The organism is Clostridium sp. AM42-4 (assembly GCF_003480105.1).
Classification (GTDB): Bacteria; Bacillota; Clostridia; order Lachnospirales; family Lachnospiraceae; genus Brotaphodocola.
On record NZ_QUIK01000002.1, the window covers coordinates 102,993 to 129,593 of the forward strand.

The window sequence follows — 26,601 nt, forward strand, 5'->3', positions numbered from 1 at the left end:
TTATGCTGTTACTTCACAACGGACGGGTTATCGACCCGAAATCCGGACTTGACCAGGTTATGGACCTGGTGACCGACAACGGAAAAATTTTGGAACTTGGAACACACTTAACCGAAAAATACCCGGATGCAGAAACCATCGACGCTTCCGGTCTTGTCGTTGCTCCGGGCCTCATCGATGTACACGTACACTTCCGCGATCCAGGTCTCACTTATAAGGAAGATATTCATACCGGCGCAGCCGCTGCTGCGGCTGGCGGTTTTACCACGGTAGTCTGCATGGCCAACACCAAGCCGCCGGTTGATAACGTGGAAACACTGGAATATGTCCTCGCCGAAGGCAAAAAAACTCCGATCAATGTCTTAAGCGCTGCCAATATCACCATCGGCATGAAAGGTGAAGTGCTCACAGACATGGAAGCGTTAAAAGCTCATGGTGCAGCCGGATTTACCGATGACGGCATCCCGTTAAAAGATACTGCTTTGGTAAAAAAAGCAATGGAAGAATCTGTCCGCTTAAACGTGCCGTTAAGCTTTCATGAAGAAGATCCGGCCCTCATCACGAACAACGGCATCAACCGCGGCGCCGTTTCCGAGCATTTCGGCATTGGCGGCTCTCCGGCTGTTGCAGAAGATGTTCTGGTTGCACGCGACTGCATGCTGGCCCTGCACACCGGTGCCCTCATCGACATCCAGCATATCAGCTCCGGGCATTCTGTCCGCATGGTCGAACTGGCCAAACAGCTTGGTGCCCATGTCATGGCAGAGGTGACTCCGCACCATTTCAGTCTCGATGAATCCGCTGTCTTAAAGCACGGCACTTTGGCAAAGATGAACCCGCCGCTGCGCACTCTGGAAGATAAAGAAGAAATCCTGCGCGGATTAAAAGAAGGCGTGATCGACATCATCGCCACCGACCATGCACCACACAGCGCAGAAGAAAAAGCAAAACCGCTGACCGAAGCACCGAGCGGCATTATCGGCCTGGAAACCGCTCTGGCACTGGGTGTCACCAACCTGGTCCGTGAAAATGTCCTGACTCTGCCGCAGCTCATGGAAAAAATGAGCTTAAACCCGGCTATCCTTTATCATCTTGAAAAGAACAAAGGGCATTTAAGCGCCGGTGCAGATGCAGATCTGGTCGTCTTTGACCCGGAAGAAAAATGGACGGTAAAAGAGTTTAAATCCAAGGCTGCAAACTCTCCGTTCATCGGAGAAGAGCTTTACGGCAAGGTGAAATACACCATCTGCGGTGGAAAGATTGCTTATAAGGATTAGAACACTAAGAAATAGGGCCGTGTGAGTTGCCTTTCGGCAGCTCACACGGCCCTTGTCATATACTTATATTGTTATACTGCTAATCATCTTCCACCGGTGCCAGCTCGGTAGTCTCTACCTTCGGCGGCATCAGCTTGGAGAATACGATAAATGCAATGAATGCTGCAACCAGACCCGGGATAATGGACTGGCTGAATTTGATTCCGAACAGTACCCCTTTGGAAACATGCTCTAAGTAAACCACTACGATGGTTCCTGCGATCAGGGAAGCAATGGTTCCTGCAGTGGACGCTTTCTTCCAGTAATGTCCCATGACATACGGGAAGAAGGAGCCTGCTGCTCTTAAGGTAAAGCAGAACATCAGGATGGTTACGATGCTCTGGGTGTTAAACAGCGCAATGAACATGGAGCAAACACCTACCAGGCACATAACAATCTTGGTGACTTTCATAACGGACTCACTGGATGCATCCGGTTTTAATACAGCTTTGTAGATATCATTTGCGAAAATGGATCCTGCACCCAGAAGGTCAGAGTCAGAACTGGACATGGTTGCAGAAATGATGCCTGCAAACAACAGTCCGCAGATCAGAGCCGGCATGGTATTCATAGCCAGAACCGGAAGTGCATAACGTGCGCCTACGGATGCGAACTGGTCGGAGCTGAACTTGCCCATGTTGATCAGAGCCAGGGTGATGATACCCAGAACCGTCGGGATAAACGCATAAATAAAGTTTACCAGAGCTGCCAGCCATGCACCGCCCTTTGCTGCTTTCTCATCCTTTGCTGCATAGAAACGGGATACTGCTTCCTGTCCTACAGAGAAAGTAGCCACATACATAATAACAAGAGAAATCACACCAAACGGGCTGTAGCCCTGGAACAGGTTCATGGTTCCTTCCGGAACATTTGCTGCAACATTGCCCCAGCCGCCTGCATAGTTCATGGCAAACGGAACCGCGATGATCATACCAATGACAATTAAGAATACCTGTACGAAGTCGGTCAGGGTAACGCTCCACAGACCGCCCATGATCGAGTAAACGGTAACAACCACTGCCACAATAATAACAGCCACCTGATAATCAATGTTTAACATGGTGGAAAGAACAACTGCCGATGCAATGAACTGACCAGCCGTTACACCAATCAGCGGAAGCAGCATGATGATCGCAGTGATCAGACCACACTCTTTGCCGTAACGTCTGCGGAAATATTCCGGAACAGTCTTAACTGTAGCCGCACGGAACTTCGGTGCCACAAAACTTAAGATGACAAATGCAATACCCATGGTGATGATATACCAGGCTGCACTTAAACCATAACCTGACATACCATTCTGAACAACGCCCAGGGAACTTCCTCCGCCAATCTCAGTTGCTGCCAGTGTACCGGCCATTAATATCGGTCCCAAACGTCTGCCCGCTACCATAAAATCCGTGTTATTGGTAATCTTCGTGGAAGAATACCAGCCAATCCACAGCATGAACAGCAGATACACGACAACGATTGCTGTAACTATAATGTTTGTACCCATACACATACCCTCCTATCGTGTTTGACAACTTCGCGAAAAAGTTGTATAAATTGTTTATGTTTTAAGTTTAGCACAGGTTTTGTGTGTGCAAAACTGCCAAATATGAAAAAACACAACCAAATCTGTAACCTGGAGGATAATACCATGCTGAACATTGCCATATGTGATGATACACCGGAAGAACGGGAACTGGTATGCGCATTGGCCCGGCGTTATTTTGAAGAAAAAAACTGTCCGGTCCGCTTTTCCGTTTACGATTCCATGCAGTCTGTTCTGGATTCCGGCATTGCTTACGATCTTTATTTTTTAGATGTCCTGATGCCGGGAAAAAGCGGGATTCAGGGCGCCGCCGACCTCCTGAAGCTTTATTCCGATCCAGTTATCATTTTCATTACATCCTCCCTGGAATCTGCGGTGGACAGCTACCGTGTCTGCGCATCTGGTTTCCTGTTAAAACCGGTACACTGGGAGGACTTTCAAGAAACCATGGACCGGGTATCCGCACAAAAACTGACACCGCCTGCAGCATACCTTTCGGTTATCGTGAACCGGGTTCCTGTGCAGCTTTCCCTGGACCGGATCTCCTGCTTTGAGAACAGGCTCCACAAGGTCTACGCCACCCTGACCGATGGCAGCGTTATCGCCGTAAGCCAGAAGCTCTCCACAATTTTAGAGGAGCTTTCGGGGCAGCCGGTATTTCTGCGATGCCATCAAAGCTACATTGTCAGTCTGACGCATGTCCGCACTTTGGAAGACTCCTGCTTTCAGATGGAAGACGGCACTTCCATCCCGATTTCCCGTGCTTTCTATAAAGAAGCCAAAAATGCTTACTATCATTACCGCCTGCGCTAGTGCAAGCCGCATTCCCGGTTCGCACGATGTGCACAGCAATACACTTGCATCTCACAGAAACAAAGGAGATTTTTGCTTATGAATGACACAGCCTGCCATGTTTTCCAGGATCTGATCAATCTTTCCGTACGCATGATGCCGATTTTTCTCTGCCTGGAACCGAAAGACAAAAACCGGGAGACCATTGCAGCCTGCTCTGTCTACCTGTGGGCTATCATGATTTTCACCCAGTCTCTGTTTCACATTCCGGATCGGACGTTCTGGCTCTTCCAGGGATTTTTTTCGTGTCTGTTTTTCCTGGTTTTACTGGTCTTTTTTCAGGGCGCTGCAGTGGAAAAACTGTTTTTCTATCTGTCTGCCTGGATGCTCGCAGATCTGTCTTCCTTTTTAAACCGTTTTTCTGCCTGGTATTTCAAAAGCCTGATTCCTTTGTCTATGGAACAGCTTTGTACCATCATTTCGCTGGTCAATGCCACGCTCTGCGGTACCTTTGTATTCTTCTGGATGAAAAAACGGGCCAGGGAAATATTCCGAAGTCTTTCTCCAAGATTTTCCCTGCTCTTAGCTGGTTACCCGGCTTTGTTTTTGCTGATCCAGTTCACCGGTGAGCGTGCGCTCTTCCCGCATGGCATTCCATCCGGTCAAAGCCAGAGCCTGCTTCTGTTCTTCCTGATTCTCTGCGTCAGCCTGCTCTTACTCTATGTGCTCACGTTAAACAGTACCGCACAGATCGTAAAGCGCAAACAGACAGAGGAAGAACTTACCTTTGCCCGCCAGATGATCAACAAACAGCGCGAACATTATAACCAGACCCTTGAATACATCGAACAGGTGCGGATCATCCGGCATGACTTCCGGCATCATATCCATGCCCTGCTCTACATGGACAAGGAACAGCAGGTAAAATACTTGAAAAATCTCCAAAAAGAACTGGAAAATGCCGAGCAGCAGATTTTCTGCGAAAACCAGGCAGTAAACGGCCTAATCCAGGAATACGCAGGCCGGGCAGACAAAGCCGGAATTGCGTTCACCGCGCGGCTGGATCTGTCCGCCCATATTCCGATTGATGACCTGACTCTGTGTATCGTCATCGGGAATCTGCTGGAAAACGCCATGGAGGCTTCGAAAAAAATGACAGAAAATCCTTTCATCCGCATCCAGGCACGCATGGAAGGAGATCATCTGCTGATGCTGGTAGAAAACGCATATAACGGAAAAATTCAGGAGAAAAACGGAAAAATCCTTTCCAGTAAAAAAGATGGGGGGCTCGGGATGCTGAGTATCCAGCGCATCCTGAACCGCCCCGAAGACGAATTTGATGTTTACTTTAATGATGATACTTTCACGTCCATGGTCCGGATCGGCATAGACCCTTCGGTTCACCGATAGAACGCTCCCTCAGGGAAACTTTCTATACGGAAGCTATACAGAAGCAGCGGCCTGTCTGTCTTTCCGGATCATGATCTTCATCGCCTCAATCCCTACCTCAATGGCGCGCTCTTCCCAGCCGCTTGGATAATCATCGGCGTCATTGGAGTACTCTCCAAAATTGGTAGCGCTGATCATGACGCTGGAAGTACGGATGCCTAAGGATGCCCCGATCAAAAACAGGATGGAGCATTCCATGCTGGTATTCGTGGCGCCGCCTTTTAAGTAAGAATCCCACTTTTCTTTCAGTTCATGGTAAACCGGCTTCGTTTCCGGCTCTGCTTCGGTATAATAGGAATCTTTTGTGATGGTCACGCCGATGTTGTACGGATAGCCAAGCTTCTTTGCCGCTTCTTCCAGTGCTTTTAACATTTCATAATCCGGCACTGCCGGAAATTCAAACGGCAGATAATGATTGCCCGTTCCTTCCATGCGCACTGCACCGTTTGGGATCACGACATCTCCGAGTTTCACCTTCGGGGATGTGGAAGCCGCAGAACCGATCCGCATCATCGTATGGGCTCCGCAGGAATAAAGCTCCTCGATCGCGATTCCGGCAGATGGTCCGCCGATGCCGGTACTGGTTACCGTAACCGGAACTCCTTCCAGAGTCCCGGTATACGTCAGATATTCCCGATGATGGGCAATCTTCACCGGATTGTCAAAATGGTTTGCGATCAGGGTTGCCCGCTCCACACTGCCGGGCAGGAACACATATTTTCCAACCTGATCCGATGTTACCCCCAAATGCATAGTTTTTGCTTCTGCCATATTACACCCTCCACACTTTCTGCTGTTTTCAATCCGCAGTCTGTCATTTCACGAAGCCGGATTAAGCTTCTTTTTCCTCTCCCTGCTCTTTTTCAAAGCGGTAAATGGCCTCCAGAACCACCTTGATCTCCTCGTCCCAGCCGTTTGCCAGTCCTTCGTTTGCGGTTTCATAGATCACTTCCCCCGTGATCAGATTGCCGGATACCGCACTGATCATGGCAGCGCGTTTCTTCCGGCGGGTGCATACCGTGTAAAGCGCAGAGCTCTCCATCTCTACATTCAGGCATCCATAAGAAGAAAGTTTCTCGATCCATTCCTGGGTCTCTCCATAAAATGCATCGTCGGATGCGTTAATTCCATAGTAAACCCTGCCCGTTAATTCCGGCTGCATCTCCCTTGCCGTGTCAATGATGGTACGGGTCAGATCAAAATCCGGTACCGCCGGGAAACAGTCCGGCACATAAAACCGGCTGGTTCCCTCATTCTTCATGGAACCGGTGGAAATCATCAGATCGCCGATCTTAATCCCCTCCTGCAATGCTGCACTGCTTCCGATCCGGATCAGGCATTCTGCTCCGATGTTCATCAGCTCTTCCGCTGCGATCGCAGTGGAAGGGCAGCCCATGCCGGTCGAGGTAACAGAGATTTTTACGCCCTTATAATATCCGGTAAACGTCCGGTGTTCCCGGTTGTTTGCCACCAGTTCTGCATGGTCAAGATACTTTGCCACGCGGTCAGAACGCGCCGGATCGCCCGGGAGCAGGACATATTTTCCGATATCACCTGGTTTCAGATGAATATGATACTGTTTTTTCCCAAGTGTCTTACTTTCCTTATCAAGTGCCATAATCATGCCTCCTCTATATTTTTCAGTTTTTTCTCAGCAGCCATCGTTTTCTGAATAGAATAAATGGTCAAACCTGCAATCGTTGCCAGGTACGGAAGCATCTGGATGAACTCAGACGGGATTTTCAGTACCTGAAGGATATTCGACATGCCGTCAAAGAATGCGAAGATCATGGAGGAGAGCAATGCGCCTGCCGGCGTCGACTGTCCCATGGAACATGCTGCCAGGGCAATGAAACCGCGTCCTGCAGTCATATCACGCACAAACATATTTAAATAACCCATGGAGAGGTACATGCCGCCAAGTCCGGTCAGCACTCCGCAGAGTAAAATAGCCAGGAAACGGATCGCTGTCACATTCTGTCCGACACTGGAGGCTGCATTCGGGTTCTCGCCCACCGCACGCATCCGCAGTCCCATCGGGGTTTTGTAAAGGAAAAACCAGATCACGACAACCATGATCAGCGCAAAATACGTTAACGCATTATGACCGGAAAGAATGCTTCCGATCACCGGAATATCTTTGATCACGGGAATGTTGATCTGCGGGAAAGAGAAGCTCTTTAAAGAAGAGGAATTTCCCTTTTCACCGGTAGCCAGCTGCAGTACAAATACGGTTAAGCCGGAAGCCATGGTATTGACCGCCGTACCGCAAAGTACGTTATTCGCCTTTAAGATCAGGTGGAAATACGCAAACAGCGCGCTCACAGCCAGGGCAGCTGCCATACCTGCCACGATGCCCCAAAAAAGACTGCCGCCAAAGGCACTTCCCAGCACTCCGGCGAGTGCGGAAATCAGCATAATGCCTTCCAATCCCAGGTTTACCACTCCGGCTCTGGAACAGATCACGCCGCCAAGCGAAGAAAAGATGATTGGAGTCGCCACACGAATCCACATATAAATAAATTCCGGGCTGACAATATAACTTAAAACTTTCATTGCTTTGCCGCCTCCTTTTCCTCTTCTTTTGCTGCTTTCACGATCAGGCTCTGTCTCCAGCCCTTTAACAGCGCATCGGCTGCGATCAGAAACATCATAACACCCTGGATAATATCCACGACCTCACGTCCCACATCACTGCTGCGGGCCATGATATCTGCGCCTACATTCAGATAACCAATAAACGCTGCTGCAAGCGGAACCAGAAGCGGATTGCTTCTTGCAAGCAGTGCAACAACGATACCCGTCCAGCCATAACCAGGGGAAGTCGTCCATTTAAACCGGTTATACATACCAAGGATCTCAGCACCGCCGCCCATTCCGGCAATGGCTCCTGCAATAACCTGGGCCGCAACCATAAGACCGGTAACTTTTAATCCGGAATACTTTGCAAAAAGCGGATTCTCACCGGTAATACGCAGCTTTGTACCAAATGAGGTGCGGTACAGGAAAAACCACACCAGTACACACAGAATGATTCCAAGAACAATTCCCGCATGGATTCTGGTACCGGCAATCACCACCGGAAGTCCTGCAGTTTCTTCAAATTTTAAGGAAGCCAGGCTGGAGCTGCTCACTTCGCGGAAATGGTAACTGACCAGGTAAATGGCAAAAAACTGCACAACATAGTTTAACATAATCGAGGTTACCAGCTCACTGACATTCCATTTCATTTTCAACAGTGCCGGGATCATGGAAACAATCGCTCCGCAAAAACCGGCAAACAAAATTGCCACAGCCGGATGAAGCCCGCCCGGAAGCTTACAGGCAATCGCAACGATCATGGCTCCGGAGGTTCCGATAAAGAAGGAGCCTTCTGCGATCATGGAAAACTGACCGGAACCAAAAATGATGATAACCGCAAGCGCCGTGAACATCAGCGGTGCTGCTGCCTCTATGATATTTCCGATCCTTCGCAGTGAAGTAAATGGTCCGATAAAGAAACTGGTGATGGCCGTCATCGGATCATCGCTGACGATCAGAACGATCAGGGAAACCAGCGCACAGGCAATGAAAATGATCAGCGCCAGCTTGACCGCATCTACCAGCAAATTGATTTTTTTATTACTGTTCATGGCACGCCTCCCGGATTTCTTCCTCTGTCTGTTTCTGGATACCAAGCATATAGGTTCCAAGCTCTTCCTCGGTTATGCTGGCAGTGTCCTTGATATAAGCGGCGATCTTACCTTCATAAAATACCAGCAGACTGTCTGAGAGTCCCAGGACCTCATTTAGATCGGAGGTTACCAGAATGACGCCGTTTCCAGCATCCCTGGATTCCACCAGCCGTTTACGGATAAACTCGGTTGCACCGACATCGACACCACGGGTCGGCTGATCTGCGATGATCACCTGCGGATCACCGGACAGTTCTCTTGCCAGCACCACTTTCTGGATATTACCGCCGGACAGACTGTCAATCGAAACATCCTGGGATTTGCACAGTACCTGATACTGCTCTACCATTTCATCTCCGTAGTTTCGAACTGCTTTCCGGTTGATGATCCCGTGCCGGAAAAACGTTTTCCAGTTCAACTTATCCGCGATCATATTTTCTGTCAGCGACAGCTTCGGGGCAATTCCCATCGTCATGCGGTCTTCCGGAATATGGGCTACCTTCATGCCGCGGATCGCAGCAACGGAACTTCCCTTAATATTTTTCCCGGCAATTTCGATCGTACCGGATGCATAACCGCCCATTCCGGTCAGTGCTTCTACCAGTTCTGTCTGACCGTTTCCTTCCACACCGGCAATGCCAAGGATCTCCCCTTTCCTTAGCGAAAAAGAAATTCTGTCCACCGCCCGTTTGCCATTTTCACCAAGGATCACCAGATCTTTGATCTTTACCAGGGTTTCTCCCGGATGGCACGGAGCTTTTTCCGTGTTCAGGATGACATCACGTCCTACCATCAGTCTGGAAATGTCCTGCTCGGTCACGGAAGCAACCTCATGCACGCCCATGGTCACACCGCGGCGGATGATGGTAATGCGGTCACAGATCTGCTTAACCTCCTGGAGCTTATGCGAAATAAAAATGATCGTGTAATCATTCTGTTTCAGATGAAGCAGTTCATCAAACAGTTCCTGCGTTTCCTGAGGTGTCAGCACGGCTGTCGGTTCATCCAGGATCAGGATCTTCGCACCACGGAAAAGTGCCTTCAGGATCTCAACACGCTGTTTCTGTCCTACCGTCAGATCTTCTACTTTTTTATCCGGATCCACATAGAGGTTAAACTTTTTGCCCATCTCCTCTACCTGTTTTCTGGCATACGCCAGGTCAACCCGGATTCCTTTTACCGGTTCCATTCCCATGATGATATTTTCTGTTACAGTCAGGGACGGTACCAGCATGAAGTGCTGATGGACCATGCCCACGCCCAGCTTGATCGCCATCTGCGGGGATGTCATATGTACTTTGTTCCCATTGATATAAATTTCTCCTGATGTGGGCTGCTCTTCGCCAAACAGGATTTTCATAAGCGTGGATTTTCCGGCTCCGTTCTCACCGGAAAGAGCATGGATCTCACCACGGTTTACTGACAATGTCACATCTTTGTTTGCCATAACGCCATTGGAATAGACTTTGACAATATGGGACATTCTTAAAGCTTCTTCCGCCATTCTCAACACCTCACCTGCAACCAGTTTCCCTGTGTTTTTATTTTTTAATAGAAAAAAGCCGGAGGGGCCGGCCCTCCGGCTGTAAATATCATTTACATCACGGTTTCATGCTGTCACGCAGTGCTGCAACTTCATCTGTGCTCATATCAAATGCAGTACCAACGGTAATTTCACCATCGATGACTTTCTGCTCGGTCTCATCGATAAATTTCTGGATATCTTCCGGAACGATTGCTTTGTAGTTTTCGTTCTTTGCAAGACCTACTGCTCCGCTGTCAAGACCAAGGGTGTAATCCTGATCCAGGCTCATCTCGCCATTCTGCCATCCTTCGATTGCGGTGTAGATCGACTCACCAACATTCTTTAAGCTGGAGGAAAGAACATTTGCTGCAAGGTCCTTATCAGACTCAGCCAGCTCGGAGTACAGATCCTGGTCACATGCGATCAGATATTTGTCTGCATTCTGTGCTGCGGTTGCTGCACCAAGGATAGACTGGGATGCCGGTGCGTATACGATCTGTGCACCCTGGTTGTAAAGCTGGGTGGTCATCTCCATACATTTGGAAACATCCTCGAAGGAACCAACATAGGAAGTCATAACCTTGATCTCCGGATCAACATACTGGATACCCTCCAGATAACCTACCAGGAAATCGTTGATGTTTGCGGTATCCATGGAACCAACAAAGCCGAGAACCTTCTGGGAGGCATCGATCTTTGCATCGCCGGACTCTAACATCTTTGCTGCGAGTACACCGGAAAGGTAAGCAGCCTGGTTTGAGTAGTAATTTAAGCCCATCATGTTGTTGTCTTTTACAACATCACGGTCAACAGAAGCATCGAAGATCAGGTAGTTTTTATCTGGGAACTGTGCAGCAATATCCTGTGCCAGCTCTTTTACAGACCAGGTACCGGAAACGATCATATCCCAATCCTGCTCGGATACATCCAGATAGTTGCCTTCGTAGCTTGTCTCGTCACGGCCCATCTCTACGGTTTTGACTTCAGCACCCAGCTTGTCTTTTAACATCTGCATGCCGCTCTCAGCAGAATCGTTAAAGCCCTTATCACCAAGGCTTCCGTTGCACAGGTATACAACCTTTAACGGTTTGTCGCTGCCTTCGGTCTTTTCCTCAGCCTTAGCTTCCGTGCTCTCAGCTGCATCTGCCTTCTCTTCCGTCTTCTCTGCTGCCGGTGCTGCTGTGGTCTCCTTGCTGGAAGAACCGCCGCATCCTGCCAGGACGCCTGCTGTCATTGCTGCTGCCAGTGCTACGCTTACTACTTTCTTTTTCATGATGATCCTCCTCATTAGAATAAATTATGTACAAACTGCCTTGGGCAGCTGTATTTCTTTATGATCGTTATTCTCATTCTTCCTGTCTGTGTAACTCTTTACCCGATTCACACACACAAATCTTATCTTCTTCGTTCCATGGAAAAACGGTACCAGTTCCCATCCATCCAGTATTTGTGGTAGGAAACCGCATGATCGCCCTCCGACAGTACATCGTCCATCACGATCAGGATCGATGTCTTCGGCTTGTCGGTTTCTTCTTCCGTCCACTCCATGGCGCTCATGGAAAGTTCCGAGCGCTCTGCTTTCCGGTAAATCTGATTCAATACAAAATCTTCAATTTCTTTCTGGTCATCTACGGAAATGCCTGTTTTTTCTACCTCCAGCACCGGGATTACCGTTACCGAAGATGCAACATGCACTTCCTTCACAAAATATTTCGTATCCACGGCAAGTGCAATGAAAGATCCCCGCTCCAGACCCAGAAGATCACTTACCAGTTTTCCTCCATTCTGAAAGGAAATTATGGATTCGGTTCTTGTAACCGGCTGCTGGCATCCGGTCAGACACGGATTTACGATCTGGGAAATGCCGGTACGGCTGCGTTCCATCTGCCCCGTCACCGTCGTCTTTTTTCCCTGCATCTTGTAGATCAGACCATCCTCCTCCAGCTTGCGCACTGCCAGGCGGATCGTACTGCGGCTTACATTCCAGTATGCTGCCAGCGCATTTTCACCCGGAATCGTATCGCCTTCCTTTAAAGCCCCGCTGCTGATCCTTTCATATATGATATCGTAAATCTGAACGTAATATGGAATATTCAGTTCTTTCAGCTTTGGCAGACTTGCACAGTCATTCATAAATCAGGCATTCTCCTTATCCTCTGCGATCAGCGTTCTCATAGCTTCAATCGCTGTGCGGATTGCTCTGTCTTCGATATCGATATCGGTCTTTCTGCCGTTTGCCGAATAATCCTTATAGCTGGTTGCACTCGCCATAACACAGCCGGTACGGATGCCAAGAGATGCGCCTACGGAAAAGAGGACTGAACACTCCATGCTGGTGGAGGTTGCACCGCCTTTTTCATAAGCCTCCCATTTATAGATCAGTTCCGGTCCCACCGGTTTGGTTTCCGGTGTAGTCTGGGTGTAAAATGATGCCTTGGTAATGGTCACTCCGATGTTGTATGGCAATTCCAGTTTCTGTGCCGCCTGCTCGATGGCTTTTACAACCTGGAAGTCCGGCACTGCCGGAAATTCTACCGGAAGATAATGGGCGCTGACGCCTTCCATCTTTACCGCTCCGTTTGGGATCACAACATCACCAAGTGATACCTTTTTCGACGTGGATGCGCAGGTTCCGACGCGGAGCATGGTGTCCGCACCGCACTGGTAGAGCTCCTCTACTGCAATTGCTGCGGACGGTCCGCCGATTCCAGTACTGGTAACCGCTACCTTCACCCCGTCCAGTTCCCCGACAAATGTACGGAACTCCCGGTTGTAGGCGATTTCCTTCGGATGATCGAAGTATGCTGCAATCTTTTCGGTGCGCTCCGGACTTCCCGGAAGGAATACATAACGGCCGACTTCCCCTGGTTCCAGTCCAATATGCATCATTTTCTTTCCCATAACGACTTCTCCTTTTTTGTGATGATTTTCTTTATGGTTCTTTTTTCTTTGATATTTCCGGTTTCACTTCTGACCGAAACGAGAACCGTCCGTCTTTATTTCCAGTTATATCTTCCCGGTGTCATATCCTGAAAAACAGCAAACAGTCTTCTGACTGCCACTTCTGAATTGACACTGATGCAGGCTGCAATTTCTTCCCGGTCCAGATTTGGGACAAAGCCCATATCTTTCTTAATCATGCCCTTGAATGGTTCATGTTCATATTCCACACTTGCCCGGATCATCTTATAAATGCCAAGGCTCGGATCTTCCGCGATCAGCATAGCCAGCGGGTCATGCACTACGCAGGCATTTGCCATACCCATAGATACCCGGTGGAACTCAAAGTAGAACTTTAATACTTCGCGGATATATTCTGCAATTGGCTTGCACTCCTCAGAAGCGTATTCGCAGAGGTTTCTGACATCCCGGTCTGTAATGAACGTTTTCATAGTTACGTCCAGACCTACCAGTGTCAGATGAAACCCTGCTCCAAACACAACATCCGCTGCCTTGGCATCTCCGTGGATGTTGGCCTCTGCATAGTTATTGATGTTGCCTGGAACATCGATGCAGCCGCCCATGGACACTACTTTTTTCACTTTTTTCGGCAGTTCCGGATCTTTCAGATATGCCTTAGCCAGGTTGGTCATCCGGCCAGTCGTGATGATGATCAGCTCTCCGTTTAACTCATTCGCCTTGCGGATGATAAAGTCCTCCGCTTTTTCGTCTAACGGTTTCTGGCTGCTCTCTGGCAAAATCACATTGCCAATGCCGTTGTCACCATGAATGAATGCCGGAGCGGATTCAAACACGCCCTCTAAGGATTCATTTGCCCCAACTGCAACCGGCACTTCATAACCACAATTGGAAAGTTTGATCAGGCGGAGACTGTTGTCCGCTGACTGCTCTGCATTGTTATTGCCAAAACAGGTGGTAATTCCCTCCACATGGAAGTTTGGAGAACGCAGTGCATAAAGGATTGCCAGGGAATCATCCACTCCGGTGTCCGCATCGATTATAATATTTTTCATTTATAAATCCGCTCCTTTTTATCTTGTATGCTTATAATAAAACATGGCTACCATGTTTGTCAACACGATAGCCATGTTTTATTGTAATTTATGACAGCTTTTACAATTACTTGCCAAAATTATCATGGAAATTGCCCAATATTATTTTTTGATGGGCTTACAAAATTTCTTTTCTTGCCGGGAAAGATGGCTGCGCTCCGGCACGCGTTACCGCAATCGCACTCGCTTTTGCTGCAAATTCCAGCGCTTTTTCCAGGGAATTGCCCTCTGCGAGGCTGCACGCCATAGCACCGGTAAAGCAATCCCCCGCACCGGTTGTATCCACCGCTTTTGCCTTCACGGCAGGAACACGTTCCAGGTTTCCACTCTCATCCAGCGTGCAGCATCCGTCAGAGCCAAGTGTAATAATCGGATGCGCAACGCCCATCTCCTTAAGCGTATGAAGCTCGCGCTCCGGCTGGCAGGTTTCTCCCTCACGGCCAAGTACCTTCATGATCTCGGTCTGGTTCGGTTTTACAATGGTAAGTCCGCAGATCAGCTCTTTCGGAAGTTCTCTCGCCGGAGCCGGATCCAGAATGACGGTCTTTCCCGCTTTCTTTGCCATTTCTGCCACATAACAAACCGTCTCAAACGGAATCTCAAGCTGCAGGATCACAATGTCACTTGCCTCGATCACATGCTTCACGGAATCCACGTAGGCACGATCCACCAATTCATTGGCTCCCGGAATCACAATAATGCTATTGTCACCTTCTGCATTTACCGCAATCAGCGCAGTTCCGGTGCTGACTCCTTTTACAGTCCGGATGTACTCCGTGTTAACACCGGCATGTTTTAAACTTTCCAGGCTCATACGCCCTGCTGCATCATCGCCAATTGCGCCGAGCATGGTGACATCCCCGCCCAGATATGCGGCTGCATAAGCCTGGTTGGCACCCTTTCCGCCCGGTTTTAAATCCAGCCCCTGGCCGGAAACCGTTTCTCCGACTCCCGGCTGCTTTTGCACATGGGTCACATAATCCATGTTAATGCTTCCGACCACTACGATTTTCTTCATGTATCTTCCTCTGCTTTCCTCGGTTCTGCTATTTTTCTGCTGCTTTCTTTGCTGCTGCAGACTTCTTCGTGCCAGCGGTCTTAGCAGTCGCTGCTTTCTTCTCCGCAGTCTTCGTTCCAGCTTTTTTCGGCTCTACAGTTTTTTTCGCTGCCGCTTTCTTCGGTGCTGCCGGCTTCTTCGGTGCTGCCGGTTCGCAGGAGAATACGATCATTGCCATAGGCGGTACATCGACCAGCATGAAGTAATCCCGTCCATCGAACGCTTCCTTCTTTGCTGCCTTGACGCGGGAATTGCCCACACCGCTTCCGCCAAACTTCTTCGCATCGCTGTTGAAGATTTCTTTGTATCTTCCGGCAAACGGAAGTCCGATCTGATATTTTTCATGGACAACCGGTGCAAAGTTGCAGACAAAGAGCAAGGTTTCCTCCGGCTTATCGGTCTTTCTGGTAAATACGACGATATTGTCTGCCGCAGAGGTACAGTTGATCCATTCAAAGCCCTCCGGTTCAAAGTCTTTCTGGTACATAGCCGGATGGCTGCGGTAGAATTCGTTCAACGCTTTCACGTAGTCCTGCATGTTCTTGTGCAGCGGATATTCCAGAATGTTCCACGGAAGTTCCTCATTCTCATTCCATTCGGAGATCTGCGCAAATTCCTGTCCCATGAACAACAGCTTCTTGCCCGGGTGTCCGTACATAAAACCGTATGCGGTTCGCAGGTTCGCTGCCTTTTCCTCATACGTCTCACCCGGCATCTTTAAGAGCATGGAAGACTTACCATGCACCACCTCATCGTGGGAGAATACCAGCACAAAGTCCTCACTGTAGGCATAGAGCATGCTGAAAGTCAGCTCGCCGTAATGCTGGTTGCGGAAATAAGGATCGCACTGCATGTAACCGGTAAAATCATTCATCCAGCCCATGTTCCACTTATAGTCAAAGCCCAGACCATTCTCTTTCACGGAACCGGTGATCTGCGGCCATGCGGTAGATTCCTCCGCGATCAGAAGACCGCCCCTGATCTCCTTTTTGAAGATACTGTTTAAATGCTTCAGAAAATCCACGGCCTCCAGATTCTCATGGCCGCCGTAGATATTGGCCACCCACTCGCCATCGTTCTTGCCGTAATCCAGATACAGCATGGACGCCACTGCATCCATACGGATACCGTCTGCGTGGTACTGCTTTGCCCAGAACAATGCATTTGCGATCAGGAAGTTTGTAACCTGCGGCCGTCCGTAATTATAGATCAGGGTACCCCAGTGCGGATGCGCACCCTGCCTCGGGTCCTGATGCTCGTAAACACAGCTTCCATCGAAGCATGCCAGACCGTGGGCGTCACGCGGAAAATGAGCCGGTACCCAGTCCAGGATCACGCCGATACCCTGTTCATGCATGTAATTCATGAAATACATAAAATCATCCGGCGTGCCATACCTGCTTGTCGGCGCATAGTAGCCGGTTACCTGATAGCCCCAGGATTCGTCTAACGGATGCTCCATCACCGGCATCAGCTCCACATGGGTATAGCCCAGCTTTTTCACATACTCTGCCAGCTTCGGCGCGATCTCCCGGTAGTTGTAAAACTCCGAACCGGTTACCGGCTCCCCGTCTTCGTCCAGTTTTAATTCATGGCGCATCCAGGAGCCCAGATGCAGTTCATAGATGGAAAGCGGCTTGTCCTTGGCCGCCTCCAGCTCCCGGTTCTTCATCCAGACCTCATCACTCCAGGTGAACTGCTCCAGGTCCCAGACGATGGAGGCATTGTCCGGACGCAGCTCTGAGTAGTTTCCGTACGGATCTGATTTCAGCATCGGTTCCCCGCGATGGTTCTTGATCTCATATTTGTAAAGTGTTCCGGCCTTCAGCCCCGGCATAAACAGTTCAAAGACCCCAGAATCCCCAAGACGTTTCATCTGATGGCGGCGGCCGTCCCACATATTAAAATCACCGACCACACTGACACGCATGGCACACGGTGCCCATACGGCAAAATAAACACCGTTTACGCCGTCAATGGTCATCGGATGCGCACCCATTTTGCGATATACATCATAATAGATTCCTGCGTCAAACTTTTTCAGTTCTGCGTCTGTAAACTGAGACGGGAATGCGTATGGATCCTGCAATTCCTCCGTTGTCCCGTTATCGTAAGTAATCTCCAGGAGATATTTGCTCATCTTCTTCCCATGCAGGAGCACCGCATAATATCCGGCCTCGTCCTGCAGTTCCATAGGATAGCTCTTATTTCCAACCTTCGCTGCCACAGCTACTGCGTGCGGCATGAACACCTGGATCAGCAGTCCCTCTTCCACCTCATGCGCTCCCAGAAGGCGTTCCGGATTTGCCGCCTCGGAATACACGATTTCCTCAATTCCAGCCCAGTCCATTAAATCATATAATACCTGATCCATTGATAGCCCTCCCAAAATATAGAGTCGGAAATTCGACAAAAATTGCGACTTTTCAAATTTTCCGATCATTAATTCTGAAATTTATTATAGCCGATTTTTCTCGCGTTTTCCACTGGTTTAATCTAAATTTATCAAGTTTTCGTTAAGAAATCGCTGCTGTATTCTTCGGTAGGATAACATCAGGTCCACCATCCTTCCGTAGCTTTTCACGCCGTCGGCCTGGGAGTTCATTTTCAGATAAGTGTCATTCATCCGGGTTGCCGCCTCCGATACCCTGCTTTCATACCGGTTCCAGAAATCCGAATTTTCATCCAGGTCCTGCCTTGCTTCCCCGCAGAGCTGTTTCGTCAGTTCTATGTAGCGCTTCCTGTCTGCCCAGGCCAGGGCATTTCCCGCATAAACCCAGCCGGTCAGGTAACCGCTATAGCGGAACGCTTCATTTTCTGATGAAATACAGGCCAGATACCCGATAAAATTCGCCTCATCCTCCCGCATAAAGCCCTTCAGATGGGATAACTCATGGCAAAGGGTATGGGGCACGTTGTAATCTGGCATGTCCCCGTTATAGTTCGCTTCCACCGTAAACGGAGAGTAAACGCCACACAGCTGCTGCACGGAAAGGATCTGGGATACCAAAACCTCCTTTGGTTTTGGATAAAATCCTCCCAGACAGGAGAATTGTTCTCCTGCCGCCTGCATGGCTGTTACCGCTTCTGACCGCCAGGCACTGCGGTTCTCCCGATAAAACTGCCGGCCGGATTTTGCAGATTCATTGACCAGCTCCACCAGATCACTGCACAGGGCCTCCAGCTCTTCCTCAGTGTAAGTGCCATCCTCCAGACCGGCATAAGAAGAAAAAGAGGAGGCATAGTAATTGATGCCGCAGTTAACGGTGTATAAAAACAGCAGCGTACCGACGATCAAAAGCCACCGCCTGCCAATGACTGTCAGAATTTTTGCAGTTTCCGGTCGGATTAGCACCGCAGACAGACGCACTACATCCAGAAACAGCAGGCACAGCAGACCATACAGCCCCATCTCCGCTACAGAAAATGGCAGCAGCCCCGTCAATCGCCCCACACCTTCCACGATCCACGGGTAAATATGGTGGGCATACCAGGTGCCAAAGCCCGGAAGTGTCCGGGCAGAAAGCTGAAATACTGCTGTCAGAAGCAGCAGGGAGATTCCTGCTGCCACAAAATATTGACTGTCATATCGCTTATTTTTTTTCATGAATCTCTCCTGAAATGTGTACCCCAAATATTGTCCAATAACAGCATGTTTTAACTATAGTTTACTATATATTTTCACTGTTTTCCATACAATACAAAAAGCAGGAGCCAGAATCTTTGTACCATCTTAATACCGGGCAAAATACCTTTGTGCCCTCTTTAACTCTTTTTTTCTATAATGGAACTAACAAAAACAACGGTATCACTGCCCGACAGAAGATTGGAGCTGTATCCATGAAACCATTTTCCATAAAACCATTAAATTCTTTTCAGATCATTGTCCTGGGATTTGCCGGAGTCATTCTGGCCGGCGCACTTCTTTTAATGCTGCCGGTTTCCTCCGCCACCCACTGCGTTACTCCGTTTTTAAGTGCATTATTCACCTCCACCACCTCTGTCTGCGTGACGGGACTAATCGTGGTGGATACCGGTACCTACTGGTCCGTTTTCGGTCAGGCTGTGATCCTGGTGCTGATCCAGATTGGCGGCATGGGAGTCGTAACTGTCGCTGCGGCAGTCACCATTGTTTCTGGACGCAAGATCGGTCTGATGCAGCGCAGTACCATGCAGGAAGCCGTGGCCGCACCAAAGATGAGCGGCATTGTGCGCCTGACCGGCTTTATCATCCGGGCTACGCTCCTGATCGAGCTGTCCGGTGCCGCTCTGCTGGCCCCTGTATTTTGCAGAGATTTTGGCCTCATCCGCGGACTCTGGATGGCCATGTTCCATTCCATTTCCGCCTTCTGCAACGCAGGGATCGACCTGATGGGAATCCGCATTCCCTTTTCTTCCCTCACACTTTATGCCGCAAACCCACTGGTCAACCTGGTCATCATGGCACTTATCATCATCGGCGGCATCGGCTTTCTGACCTGGGAAGATATTCGCAGCAATCAGCTTCATTTCAGCCGGTACCGCATGCAGAGCAAGGTCATTTTAACCACCACAGCCATCCTGATCCTGTTTCCTGCCCTCTATTTCTATTTCGGAGAATTCCGGCAGGGAAGCTTTGGAATAAGGCTTCTTTTATCCCTGTTTCAGTCGGTTACTCCGCGAACAGCCGGTTTCAATACGGCAGACTTCAGCCAGCTCAGCGCATCCGGCCAGATGCTGACCATCATTCTGATGCTCATCGGCGGAAGCCCCGGTTCTACAGCAGGAGGCATGAAAACCACTACCCTCGCAGTTCTTACCGCCACTGCCGTATCGGTCTTTCGGCGGAACGAAACCCCGGAGCTGTTTAAGCGCCGGATTGCCACGGAAACTGTAGCAAATGCTGCCTCCATCCTGATGATGTATCTCAGTCTCTGTCTGACCGGCGCATTTCTCATCAGCCGCATAGAGGAGCTTCCCATGATGGCATGTATGTTTGAAACGGCCTCAGCGGTAGGCACGGTCGGACTCAGCTTCGGCATTACTCCCGGGCTCGGGAGTATCTCCCGGATCATCCTGATCATCCTGATGTATCTGGGAAGAGTCGGAGGACTGACTTTAATCTACGCCGCATTGTCCGGACACCGGATCCGGCTTGGTAAATATCCATTGGAAAAAATCACTGTGGGATAACACGTAAAGGAGCAAGATCATGAAATCAATTTTACTGATTGGCCTCGGCCGTTTTGGAAAACATATTGCCATGGAGCTGCATTCCCTGGGGCACCAGGTGATGGCAGTCGATCATAATGAGGTGCGTGTCAACGAAGCACTTTCTTTCCTGACCAGCGCTCAGATTGGTGACAGCACCTCGGAGGATTTTCTTTCTTCCCTGGGCGTACGCAATTTCGATGTCTGCATTGTTGCTATCGGAACTGACTTTCAAAGTTCTCTGGAAACCACATCGCTCTTAAAAGAGCTGGGTGCCAGACTGGTTGTCTCCCGGGCTGCCAGAGATGTCCATGCCAAGTTCCTGCTGCGCAACGGCGCGGATGAAGTCGTCTACCCAGAAAAACAGCTGGCCAAGTGGACCGCCATTCGCTGCAGCTCTGACCACATCCGGGATTTTGTTGATCTTGACGGAGATCATGATCTGTTTGAAGTCGATCTTCCTGACCAGTGGATCGGCATGAGTGTCTCGCAGATCGACATCCGAAAGCAGTATGGCATCAACATCATCGGAGTGCGCCATAATGGCAAAATTGAGTATTCGGTTACGCCGCAGACCAGTTTTTGCGCAGGAGACTCCATCCTGGTCCTTGGCCGCTACCACGATCTGCAGAAATGTTTCCGGATCTGATTTCGGAGGTGATCTTATGGGAAATCTGATTCTGATTCTCTTTCTCATCCTGTTTTTTACCTTCATCTATCTGCTTATGAGCCGGATTGACCAGATTCTGGACCGGCTGCGCAAAGGGAATCTGCGCATGGAACAGCAGCGGCCGGATCCTGACCGGAAAATGCCGGAAGAAAATGATTCTTTAGATTGATTTGCAAAAGAATCCGTTTTATGATGGAAATCAGAAAAACCATGCCCGAATATGGAAGGATCCAGCATTATGATACAGGATAACAATTTTTCTGAAACATATCATTCCGAAAGGCAGACCAGGGAGCATATCCTCGTCTGTCTTTCTTCTGCACCATCAAACCTGAGGATCGTGCAGACGGGTGCCCGTATGTCTGAGGCTTTTCATGGCACCCTGACTGCGCTCTATGTCCAGACACCGGATCATTCTGCCATGTCCAAAGAAGATCAGAATCGTCTGAAAGAACACATGCGTCTGGCCGAGCAGCTTGGAGCCTCCATCGAAACCGTATACGGTGACGATGTTTCCTACCAGATCGCGGAATTTTCGCGCCTCAACAATATTACAAAAATTGTCCTTGGGCGCAGCAATATCCGGCGGCGGCATATCTGGAGCAAGCCGTCCCTGACAGAAAAGCTGACAGAAATCGCGCCGAATCTGGATATCTACATTATTCCGGATGCTGCCTCCGCTCACAGCAGCTACCACCCCAGAGGGCATCTCCGGAATGCAGTCTGGAATATTCAGGCAACAGATCTGCTGCGCACCGTTTGCATTCTGATTTCCGTGACACTGACTGGTCTCTTCTTCTACCGGGCCGGACTGTCAGAGGCAAACATCATCACGCTTTATATCCTCGGAGTCCTGCTGGCCTCCATCGCCACGACCGGATGGAGCTGCAGTCTGCTGGCTTCTGCCTGCAGCGTTATTGTTTTTAACTATTTTTTTACCACTCCTCGCTTCACCTTTCATGTGTACGGAAAGGAATATCCGGTCACCTTTATTGTGATGTTTGCCGTGGCCCTGTTAAGCAGTGCCCTGACCACCCGTCTGAAGGATCACGCCCGCCAGTCCGCCAAGCTGGCCTACCGCACCAAGGTCCTGTTTGACACCAACCAGCTTCTGCAAAAGGCAGAAACCGACAAAGCAATCCTGAATACCCTGATTTCCCAGATCCAAAAATTACTCGGGAAACACATCATCATTTACCCGGTTCAACATGGGACATTAGGAACACCCATCCTCTCCCCGGATCCTGCTTCCACAGAAAAATCTGAATTTCTGACCTGCCCCCGGGAACGGGAGGTTGCCCTGTGGGTTCTGGCTCACAACAAACGGGCCGGTGCCTATACCGACACTTTTCCGGATGCTCTGTGCCATTATCTGGCCATCCGGGTACAGGATGCTGTCTATGGAGTTGCCGGCATGGAAGCCGGAGAGCATCCCATGGATTCCTTTGAATACAGCGTTCTGGTTTCCATACTGGGAGAAGGCGCCCTGGCCATGGAAAACCGCCAGAATATCCGGGAAAAAGAGCAGGCAGCTCTTCTGATGGAAAAGGAACGGTTCCGGGCCAATCTGCTGCGTACCATCTCCCATGATCTGCGCACCCCGCTGACTGCCATATCCGGCAATGCCAGTAACCTGCTCTCCAACCATTCCGCCATCGACGAAGCCACCCGGCTGCAGATCTACGCGGACATCTACGACGATTCCATGTGGCTGATCAATCTGGTAGAAAATCTGCTGGCTGTCACCCGCATTGAAGACGGCCGCATGAACCTGCGCATGGAAACCGAACTGGTCAGCGAGGTCATTTCCGAAGCGCTCCGTCATGTCAGCCGTCAAAGCGTTGAACATAGCATTACAGCAGAAAGCACGGATGATTTTCTGCTTGCCCGCATGGATGCCCGGCTCATTGTGCAGGTCATCATCAACCTTGTGGACAATGCCATCAAATACACACAAAAGGGCAGCCGGATCCAGATCCTGACCGACAGGCTGGCATCAAAGGTGCGGATCCGGGTCACGGATGATGGTCCGGGCATTCCGGATGAAGCAAAGCCTTTTGTCTTTGATATGTGTTATACCGGCGCAAACCGCATCGCGGACAGCCGCCGAAGCCTTGGTCTCGGACTCTGCTTATGCCGCTCCATTATCCGGGCCCACGGCGGAGAAATTTCCGTATCTGACAATACGCCCTCCGGCTGTGTCTTTACCTTTACATTACCCTGCGAGGAGGTAACTATCCATGAATAAACCGCTGATTCTGGTTGTGGAGGACGATGCGCCCGTCCGCAACCTGATCACTACCACCTTAAAGCTGCACGATTACCGCTTTCTGACCGCAGCAAACGGAGAAACCGCGCTGATCGAGACATCCTCCCACAATCCGGATATCATTCTGCTGGATCTTGGACTTCCGGATATTGACGGCATCGACATCATCCGGCAGATCCGCACCTGGAGCATGACCCCCATTATCGTCATCAGCGCCCGCAGCGAGGATACCGACAAAATTGAAGCTCTGGACAATGGTGCCGATGATTACCTGACCAAGCCCTTTTCCGTTGATGAGCTTCTGGCCCGCCTGCGCGTGACCCAGCGCCGCTTAAGCTTCATGCAGGAAACCATGTCCGCCCAGGATTCCGTGTTTGTCAACGGCCCTCTGAAGATTGATTTTTCTGCCGGATGCGCCTGCTTAAACGAGGAGCCGCTGCCTCTGACCCCTACCGAGTACAAGCTTCTGTGCCTGATGGCCCGCAACGTGGGAAAGGTCCTGACCCACACCTATATCACCGAGCATGTATGGGGGAGCAATTTTAAAAGCGATGTAGCCTCTCTCCGGGTCTTTATGGCAACGCTCCGCAAAAAGCTAGAATCCGCTCCGGGCGCGCCCCAGCAGATCCAGACCCATATCGGAGTCGGATACCGGATGCTGAGATTGTAATCTTCCATAATTTTATATTTCATTTTGTTTCAATTTGGGATATACTTTTGATAACACGTGACCGTGGAAACATGGAACAGTCACGATATTACAGACTAAGGAGGCTGAAATTATGGTTCGCAAAGAAAATACTGTTGCGGTTGAACATCTGGGCGGAGGCAAAGGTACCGCATATGTGCATCACATCATTTCCAAAGAAGAATTTTTAGGTCACGGAAGAATGTACGCTAAGGTGGTACTTCCTCCGGGCGCAAGCGTAGGTTGGCACCAGCACGTCCATGACACCGAGCCGTATTACATTTTAAAGGGACAGGCTGACTTCATCGACAACGACAAGTCTGTCACCAAAGTTGGCCCTGGCGACTGCTGCATCATCGAGGTCGGACAATTCCACAGCCTGGAGAACAACTCCAGCGAAGATGTGGAATTCATGGCACTTATTTATAATGAGCCGGGATTTTTGTACGAATAAAGATTCTTATACAAATTAACAGCAAAAACGGAGCATTCGCTAAGATCATTTGCGAATGCTCCGTTTTTATTGCTCTATTTTGTTTAATGTCTCAAATTCAAACGCACCAGCGCACGCTTGAGCGCTGCTTCTGCGCGCACTACATCAAGATCAGCCTGACCGGAGGAAAGACGGCGCTCCGCACGGGAACGTGCCTCTTCTGCACGGTGATAGTCGATCTCATCCGGCCACTCCACTACCTCTGCCATGATCGTTACCTGCTCCGGCAGAATGGTGATGAATCCGGACATGAGTGCTGCTTCCTTCTCGCCGCCGTTCTCATGGATCTTGAGGACGCCTGGCGCAACAACAGCAGTCAGCGGAATGTGGTCCGGGTAAATACCGATCTCACCCTCGGTGGTGGTCAGCTCTACCATGGAGACATCTCCGTCGTAGAACCCGCCGGTCGGGGTGACAACCTTTAATTTCATTCCATCAGCCATAGACATACCCCCTATTTCACGCGGGCAAGAACGTCATCGATATTACCTGCATTCAGGAAATACTGCTCCGGAATGTCGTCATGCTTGCCTTCCAGGATTTCCTTGAAGCCCTGAATGGTCTCGCTTAACGGAACGTAACGGCCTTCCAGACCGGTGAACTGTCCTGCTACGAAGAACGGCTGGGATAAGAATCTCTGGATCTTACGTGCACGGGATACGGTCAGCTTATCTTCCTCGGAAAGCTCATCCATACCTAACATGGCGATGATATCCTGCAGCTCTTTGTACTTCTGCAGAACCTCCTGCACGCCGCGGGCTACCTTGTAGTGCTCCTCACCAACGACACGCGGGTCGAGGATACGGGAGGTGGACTCCAGCGGGTCTACTGCCGGGTAAATACCCTGCTCTACGATGGCACGGCTTAATACCGTGGTTGCATCCAGATGTGCGAAGGTGTTTGCCGGAGCCGGGTCAGTTAAGTCATCGGCCGGCACGTAAACTGCCTGTACGGAAGTAATGGAACCGTTCTTGGTGGAGGTGATACGCTCCTGCAGAGCACCCATCTCGGTCTGCAGGGTCGGCTGGTAACCTACTGCGGACGGCATACGTCCAAGCAGTGCAGATACCTCGGAACCTGCCTGGGTGAAACGGAAGATGTTGTCGATGAACAACAGGACATCCTTACCACCTTTGTCACGGAAGTACTCTGCCATGGTCAGACCAGTCAGGCCGACTCTCATACGTGCTCCCGGCGGCTCGTTCATCTGACCGAATACCATGGTGGTCTTATTGATAACGCCAGACTCGGTCATCTCGTAGTAAAGGTCATTACCCTCACGGGTACGCTCACCTACACCGGTGAATACGGAATATCCGCCGTGCTCGGTAGCGATGTTACGAATCAGCTCCTGGATCAGGACGGTCTTACCTACACCAGCACCGCCGAACAGACCGATCTTACCACCCTTCTGATAAGGGCAGAGCAGGTCTACGACTTTGATACCGGTCTCAAGGATCTCAGTCTGGGTGGACTGTTCCTCAAAGGTAGGAGCTTTTCTGTGGATCGGAAGGTACTCTTCCACCTGTGGCTTTTCTTTATTGTCGATCGGCTCGCCCAGTACGTTGAAAATACGGCCCAGCGTATTCTCACCAACCGGTACGGAAATCGGTGCGCCGGTTGCAATGGCGTCCATACCACGTCTCAGACCATCGGTGGTTCCCATTGCGATACATCTTACGGTATCGTCACCAAGATCCTGTGCAACCTCGACGGTCAGGGTGCCGCCATCCTCAAGCGGTACCTTGATTGCCTCGTTGATTTCCGGAATCTTGCCCTGGGAGAACTTGATATCCATGACCGCACCGATGATCTGCGTGATCTTACCAGTATTTTGTTCTGCCATCTTGCTTCTCCTTTTATTTCTTTCTCGAATGCACTCCCTGGGAGCGCTATCGTTTTGGCAGGGCATCAGGCTCTGTCAAAAC

24 protein-coding genes are annotated in these 26,601 nt (G+C 50.0%); 9 read left to right on the plus strand and 15 right to left on the minus strand.

What is annotated here, in order from left to right; all coding sequences use genetic code 11:
* Positions 1 to 2: 2 nt before the first annotated feature.
* Positions 3 to 1,277, plus strand: coding sequence for a dihydroorotase (locus tag DW922_RS01850; RefSeq protein WP_195714985.1), 1,275 nt, complete (start codon positions 3 to 5; stop codon positions 1,275 to 1,277).
* 79 nt (positions 1,278 to 1,356) lie between these two features.
* Here the strand turns inward: DW922_RS01850 and DW922_RS01855 are convergent, their stop codons facing one another.
* Positions 1,357 to 2,814, minus strand: a complete 1,458-nt coding sequence (locus DW922_RS01855) for a sodium:solute symporter family protein (protein WP_118725633.1) — start codon at positions 2,812 to 2,814, stop codon at positions 1,357 to 1,359.
* Between the two features lie 144 nt (positions 2,815 to 2,958).
* On the opposite strand from DW922_RS01855, the gene DW922_RS01860 reads away from it, so the two are divergent.
* Positions 2,959 to 3,666, plus strand: coding sequence for a LytTR family DNA-binding domain-containing protein (locus DW922_RS01860; protein ID WP_118725634.1), 708 nt, complete (start codon positions 2,959 to 2,961; stop codon positions 3,664 to 3,666).
* A gap of 78 nt (positions 3,667 to 3,744) precedes the next feature.
* Entirely contained in the window at positions 3,745 to 5,055 is a 1,311-nt protein-coding gene (locus DW922_RS01865; protein WP_118725635.1) for a GHKL domain-containing protein, read from the plus strand.
* A 33-nt stretch (positions 5,056 to 5,088) separates the two neighbouring features.
* On the opposite strand, the gene DW922_RS01870 is transcribed toward DW922_RS01865, so the two are convergent.
* From DW922_RS01870 to DW922_RS01925, 12 genes are all read right to left on the minus strand, one after another.
* On the minus strand, positions 5,089 to 5,865 hold the full coding sequence (locus DW922_RS01870; RefSeq protein WP_118719529.1) for a nucleoside phosphorylase: 777 nt from the start codon (positions 5,863 to 5,865) through the stop codon (positions 5,089 to 5,091).
* A gap of 61 nt (positions 5,866 to 5,926) precedes the next feature.
* Positions 5,927 to 6,712 (minus strand): nucleoside phosphorylase, encoded by a 786-nt coding sequence (locus tag DW922_RS01875; RefSeq protein WP_118725636.1) that lies wholly within the window; start codon positions 6,710 to 6,712, stop codon positions 5,927 to 5,929.
* Between the two features lie 2 nt (positions 6,713 to 6,714).
* Entirely contained in the window at positions 6,715 to 7,650 is a 936-nt protein-coding gene (locus DW922_RS01880; protein ID WP_118719533.1) for an ABC transporter permease, read from the minus strand.
* Complete coding sequence (locus tag DW922_RS01885) at positions 7,647 to 8,726, minus strand: ABC transporter permease (RefSeq protein ID WP_118719535.1); 1,080 nt, start codon at positions 8,724 to 8,726, stop codon at positions 7,647 to 7,649. The genes DW922_RS01880 and DW922_RS01885 overlap by 4 nt, the downstream gene beginning before the upstream one ends.
* Entirely contained in the window at positions 8,716 to 10,272 is a 1,557-nt protein-coding gene (locus tag DW922_RS01890; protein WP_118725637.1) for an ABC transporter ATP-binding protein, read from the minus strand. Before DW922_RS01890 ends, DW922_RS01885 begins: the two co-directional genes overlap by 11 nt.
* Positions 10,273 to 10,369: 97 nt before the next feature.
* Positions 10,370 to 11,566: a BMP family ABC transporter substrate-binding protein gene (locus DW922_RS01895; RefSeq protein WP_118725638.1), complete on the minus strand. Its 1,197-nt coding sequence runs from the start codon at positions 11,564 to 11,566 to the stop codon at positions 10,370 to 10,372.
* Between the two features lie 122 nt (positions 11,567 to 11,688).
* Positions 11,689 to 12,426 (minus strand): GntR family transcriptional regulator, encoded by a 738-nt coding sequence (locus DW922_RS01900; RefSeq protein WP_118719537.1) that lies wholly within the window; start codon positions 12,424 to 12,426, stop codon positions 11,689 to 11,691.
* Positions 12,427 to 12,429: 3 nt separating this feature from the next.
* Positions 12,430 to 13,194, minus strand: coding sequence for a nucleoside phosphorylase (locus DW922_RS01905; RefSeq protein WP_118725639.1), 765 nt, complete (start codon positions 13,192 to 13,194; stop codon positions 12,430 to 12,432).
* A 95-nt stretch (positions 13,195 to 13,289) separates the two neighbouring features.
* A complete protein-coding gene (locus tag DW922_RS01910) occupies positions 13,290 to 14,267 on the minus strand; it encodes a nucleoside hydrolase (protein WP_118725640.1) in 978 nt (325 codons plus the stop codon).
* Positions 14,268 to 14,424: 157 nt separating this feature from the next.
* The gene (gene rbsK / locus DW922_RS01915) at positions 14,425 to 15,324 is read right to left on the minus strand and encodes a ribokinase (RefSeq protein ID WP_118725641.1); all 900 of its coding nucleotides are present in this window, start codon (positions 15,322 to 15,324) and stop codon (positions 14,425 to 14,427) included.
* A 28-nt stretch (positions 15,325 to 15,352) separates the two neighbouring features.
* Complete coding sequence (gene glgB / locus DW922_RS01920) at positions 15,353 to 17,737, minus strand: 1,4-alpha-glucan branching protein GlgB (protein WP_118725642.1); 2,385 nt, start codon at positions 17,735 to 17,737, stop codon at positions 15,353 to 15,355.
* A gap of 117 nt (positions 17,738 to 17,854) precedes the next feature.
* Entirely contained in the window at positions 17,855 to 18,970 is a 1,116-nt protein-coding gene (locus DW922_RS01925; protein ID WP_118725643.1) for a DUF3810 domain-containing protein, read from the minus strand.
* 233 nt (positions 18,971 to 19,203) lie between these two features.
* On the opposite strand from DW922_RS01925, the gene DW922_RS01930 reads away from it, so the two are divergent.
* The 6 genes from DW922_RS01930 (at position 19,204) to DW922_RS01950 (ending at position 24,634) form a co-directional block, all read left to right on the plus strand.
* Complete coding sequence (locus tag DW922_RS01930; protein ID WP_118725730.1) at positions 19,204 to 20,535, plus strand: potassium transporter TrkG; 1,332 nt, start codon at positions 19,204 to 19,206, stop codon at positions 20,533 to 20,535.
* Between the two features lie 19 nt (positions 20,536 to 20,554).
* On the plus strand, positions 20,555 to 21,202 hold the full coding sequence (locus DW922_RS01935; RefSeq protein WP_118544267.1) for a TrkA family potassium uptake protein: 648 nt from the start codon (positions 20,555 to 20,557) through the stop codon (positions 21,200 to 21,202).
* A gap of 16 nt (positions 21,203 to 21,218) precedes the next feature.
* On the plus strand, positions 21,219 to 21,392 hold the full coding sequence (locus DW922_RS17415) for a hypothetical protein (RefSeq protein ID WP_154106736.1): 174 nt from the start codon (positions 21,219 to 21,221) through the stop codon (positions 21,390 to 21,392).
* A gap of 69 nt (positions 21,393 to 21,461) precedes the next feature.
* On the plus strand, positions 21,462 to 23,471 hold the full coding sequence (locus DW922_RS01940; protein ID WP_182436840.1) for a DUF4118 domain-containing protein: 2,010 nt from the start codon (positions 21,462 to 21,464) through the stop codon (positions 23,469 to 23,471).
* On the plus strand, positions 23,464 to 24,162 hold the full coding sequence (locus tag DW922_RS01945; protein ID WP_118725644.1) for a response regulator transcription factor: 699 nt from the start codon (positions 23,464 to 23,466) through the stop codon (positions 24,160 to 24,162). The genes DW922_RS01940 and DW922_RS01945 overlap by 8 nt, the downstream gene beginning before the upstream one ends.
* 112 nt (positions 24,163 to 24,274) lie before the next feature.
* Positions 24,275 to 24,634 carry a cupin domain-containing protein gene (locus DW922_RS01950; protein WP_118544264.1) on the plus strand — a complete coding sequence of 120 codons (360 nt, stop codon included), beginning with the start codon at positions 24,275 to 24,277 and terminating at the stop codon, positions 24,632 to 24,634.
* An 83-nt stretch (positions 24,635 to 24,717) separates the two neighbouring features.
* On the opposite strand, the gene atpC is transcribed toward DW922_RS01950, so the two are convergent.
* Positions 24,718 to 25,116, minus strand: a complete 399-nt coding sequence (gene atpC, locus DW922_RS01955) for an ATP synthase F1 subunit epsilon (protein ID WP_118719549.1) — start codon at positions 25,114 to 25,116, stop codon at positions 24,718 to 24,720.
* An 11-nt stretch (positions 25,117 to 25,127) separates the two neighbouring features.
* Positions 25,128 to 26,519, minus strand: coding sequence for a F0F1 ATP synthase subunit beta (gene atpD, locus DW922_RS01960; protein ID WP_118544261.1), 1,392 nt, complete (start codon positions 26,517 to 26,519; stop codon positions 25,128 to 25,130).
* Positions 26,520 to 26,601 lie beyond the last annotated feature (82 nt).